Annotated in this window: 3 protein-coding genes; all 3 read right to left on the bottom strand. The window is 69.5% G+C overall.

Features of this window, described 5'->3' with window-relative positions; translation table 11 throughout:
- Window positions 1-1,729, bottom strand: a 1,729-nt coding sequence (locus ACMUOO_RS16700; RefSeq protein WP_413855760.1) for a polysaccharide biosynthesis protein, incomplete at its 3' end; no start/stop codon positions are given.
- Window positions 1,730-1,915: 186 nt separating this feature from the next.
- A complete protein-coding gene (locus ACMUOO_RS16695) occupies window positions 1,916-2,527 on the bottom strand; it encodes a sugar transferase (RefSeq protein ID WP_301917881.1) in 612 nt (203 codons plus the stop codon).
- On the bottom strand, window positions 2,524-3,390 hold the full coding sequence (locus ACMUOO_RS16690; protein ID WP_301917880.1) for an NAD-dependent epimerase/dehydratase family protein: 867 nt from the start codon (window positions 3,388-3,390) through the stop codon (window positions 2,524-2,526). Before ACMUOO_RS16690 ends, ACMUOO_RS16695 begins: the two co-directional genes overlap by 4 nt.
- Window positions 3,391-3,552 lie beyond the last annotated feature (162 nt).

The following is a 3,552-nucleotide window of genomic DNA, read 5'->3' as shown; positions in this document are numbered from 1 at the left end:
GTTCGATCACCGTCATGATCTTGGGATGGACCCGCCGGCTCGGCCCTCTGCCGATGACCAGTTCCTCGTGCAGCTTTTCGCCCGGCCGCAGCCCCGTGGTGACGATCTCTATGTCGCCCTCGGGGTTAGCGCGGTCGCGCACCGTGTAGCCCGAGGCCGCGATCACGCGGCGGGCGAGATCGCGGATCGCCACCGGCGCACCCATGTCGAGCACGAAGACCTCGCCGCCCTTCGCCATACTGCCGGCGATGAGCACGAGGCGCGCGGCTTCCTGAATGCTCATGAAGTAGCGTGTGACCTCCTCATGCGTCAGGGTGACGGGGCCGCCCGCTGCCACCTGCTCCTGAAAGAGCGGGATCACCGAGCCGGAGGAGCCGAGGACATTGCCGAAGCGCACGATCGAGAAGATCGTCCGACCCGACTGGGCGGCCTGCCCCTGCACGATCAGTTCGGCCACTCGCTTGGTCGCACCCATCACGCTCGCCGGACGCACCGCCTTGTCGGAGGAGACGAGCACGAAACGCGCAACACCGGCGGCGCGCGCCTTCTGGGCCAGAACGGCGGTCGCAAGCGCGTTGTTTGCCACACCGGAGCGGGCATTGCCCTCGACGAGCGGCACATGCTTGTAGGCGGCGGCATGCAGCACGGCGTCGACGGCATGCTCGCGGAGGATCCGCTCGACGAGCACACCGTCGCCGACCGATCCGAGCACCGGCACGACTTCGGTCCCTGTCGCTTCCGTCAGCACCCGCATTTCCATCCCGGCTGAATAGAGCGCGACCTCGCTCAATTCGAAGAGAACGAGCTTGCGCGGCCGGCAGGCGACGACCTGACGGCAAAGCTCAAGCCCGATCGACCCCCCGGCACCGGTAATCATCACCACGGCGTCGCGCCACGCGTCGCACCCGCTGGACATCTCGTCGTGCAGGCCCGGGCGGTTGAGGAGCGCCGAGGGTGGTGCCGGCATGAGCTTGTCGACAAGCGCCTCGTCGCCGATGAGCTGGGCGAAGGCCGGCAGCGTCTCCACCTCGAGCCCGAGTTTCGCGAGCCGCCGAGAGAGAAGACTCTGCTTGTGCACCGACAGGGACGGCATGGCGAGGATGACACGCTGGACCCTGTATCGTTCCAGCACCCTCGGGATATGTGCGCCAGAGAAGACCGGCAGGCCCGCCACGATGAGCCCGCGCATCGTCGCGTTGTCATCCACGAAAGCCACGGGCAGGATGTCGGGCCGGTTCCGCAGGGCCGCGGCCAGCGCCATCCCGGTCCGGCCAGCGCCGTAGATCAGCACCCGCGTGACTTCGGCGCTCTGGCGGTAAATCGCCAGAAGCATGTGCAGAAGCGCGATGCGCACACCGGCAGCCAGAGTGAAGAAGACGAGCCCGAAGACGACATGGAACCCCGCCGGCAAGCCGAGCCCGCCCAGGCGCGCGATGGCCGCACTCGCTGCGCCAAGGATCGCCGCGAAGAAGGCCGTGCGCTGCGCAGCGGCCAGGTCGTAGTGCTTCAGCCGCACGTCGGCGGTGCCGAGGACCAGCGAAAGCCCGAGCGCCGCCGCGACGAGGAGTGGAACCAGCGGCCAGCTTTCGGCGAGTATGCCCTTCGGGTGCAGGGTCGAGAACTGGATGATCCCCGCAGCGACGAAGGCGAGGGCAACGCAGGCGAGATCGACGACCAGAAGCACCATGCGCTTCTGGCCCCGCGTCATCGCCAGGACGAACTTCACCATATCCCCATCGCCTCGTTCGATCTGTTCTTCTGCGCGGGTCACAACACTGCGCTTCCGCACCGTCGCTAGCAGGAACGCGGTTTTCACGGATTGTAGTATCCGCTTTGGCCGACATGGCAACAGGATATCCGCGAAACTTGGGGTATCCGAAGCGCCATCGCCGGCCACACGCGGCTTTTGGCCGAATCAGGACCTTCGGGCCACACCGGCGACCGTCCGGGCGAGGATCACGAGATCGAGACAGAGCGAACGGTGGCGCCGGTAGATGAGATCGAGCCGCGCCTTTCGCGGGATGCAGCGCCGCATATAAACGCGATTCGTTTCTTCCGGACTCGCGCATGAGGCGAGAAGATGCTCCTCGTGCCTGTAGAAAACCAGCGTGGCGAGGCCGGTGACGCCGGGCCGGCAGGCCAGAACCTCGTCGTAGAGTCCGGGGAAGGCCTCGACGTATTGTCGCAGCGGCGGGCGCGGTCCGACGAAGCTCATGTCGCCTTTCAGGATGTTGAACAGTTGCGGCAGTTCATCAAGCCGGGTGCGGCGCAGAAAGCGGCCGGGTCCGGTGATCCGCGCCATCTTGTCTCCGCCCGAAACGCCGCTGTCGCCCGTCGCCGGCCGCATTGTGCGGAACTTCCACAAGGTGAAAGGGCGACCGGGCGCGCGCATCCGTTCGGCGCCATAGAGGATGGGCCGCCCCTGCGCCACGAGAAGCGCGAGCGCAACCCCCGCCATCAGGACGCCGACCGGCACCAGGAGCAGGAGCGCGAGCGCGAGGTCGAAGAGGCGCTTCGGCAGTGTCATGGCGCCTCGCCCAGCGTGGCACGAAGATCCGCGACGATTCCCGTTGCTTCTGCCGGGGGCACGGGACCGCAGAGCGCGGCAAGCCGGGCGACATCGAGCCGCACGAGCGGGATGGCCGTAACCGGTGCCGGCCGCGGTGCCCAGGGCCGCCCCGCGGCGGCAAGCAGCGCCTCCATCGTCACGGCGCCGTCGAGGGCGACATTCAGGACCCGGGGCAGGCTGGCCCCCACGCGAACACGCGCGAAGAGGCAGGCCAGTAGGGCCGAGAGGGCGCCGGGGCCGAGGTAGCTCCGCCGCGGACCCGTTCCGTCCGCGAAGACATCGAGCACCTGAGGGCCACCTCGTGACGGCACCCCGAGAAGCGCGTCGGCCCCGGCGACATTGGCGATCCTGAGGCAGGTCGCGCGGGGCCCGGTCGGGTGGGCTGCGACCCAGGCCAGCGCCGCTTCCTCCATCGCCACCTTGCCCCGCCCGTACTCCGCGACCGGAGCCGGCATGTCATCCTCCCGCGCGCCGTCGGCACCGCCATAGACGGCGGCGCTCGAGGCGAGGAAGACGTGCGGCACGCCCCCCTCCGCCGCGGCGCGAAGCGCCGCGACGCCGAGCGCGGCATGGCTTGCGAGGTCCGCGGCGTCTTCCCCGACCCGACCCGCGAGGTTGAGGATCGCCGTCGCGCCCCGCGCCGCGGCGGCGAAGCTCCGTGGCTCCGTCAGGGGGTCGAACACCGGCCCGGCCGCGCCCGGACGGCGGCTCTGCCAGACGAGCCCGCCCTGCCCCGACCGCGCCCATGCCAGGTGGAGCAGCCCGCCTAGCCGGCCGGTCCCGCCGACCACGAGCACGGTCCCGATGTCGAATGTGCCCATGCCCCGGACCCGCAGCCCTTCCCGCCGCCTTCCTGCGACTGGTCACGGGCTTAGCATTCCGCGCCGCGCCAGGGAACCGGCGACGGCGCACGCGGCGGCGCGCGGGTTGTCCCCGCCGGGATTGTTCACCATCATGCCGCCGACTCGCCGCCACGGCCCGAA

The organism is Albidovulum sp. (genome assembly GCF_041919395.1).
In the GTDB taxonomy this organism is placed as follows: domain Bacteria; phylum Pseudomonadota; class Alphaproteobacteria; order Rhodobacterales; family Rhodobacteraceae; genus Albidovulum.
The sequence above is the reverse complement of the archived record's forward strand: the minus strand, read 5'-3'. Positions and strand labels throughout refer to the sequence as shown.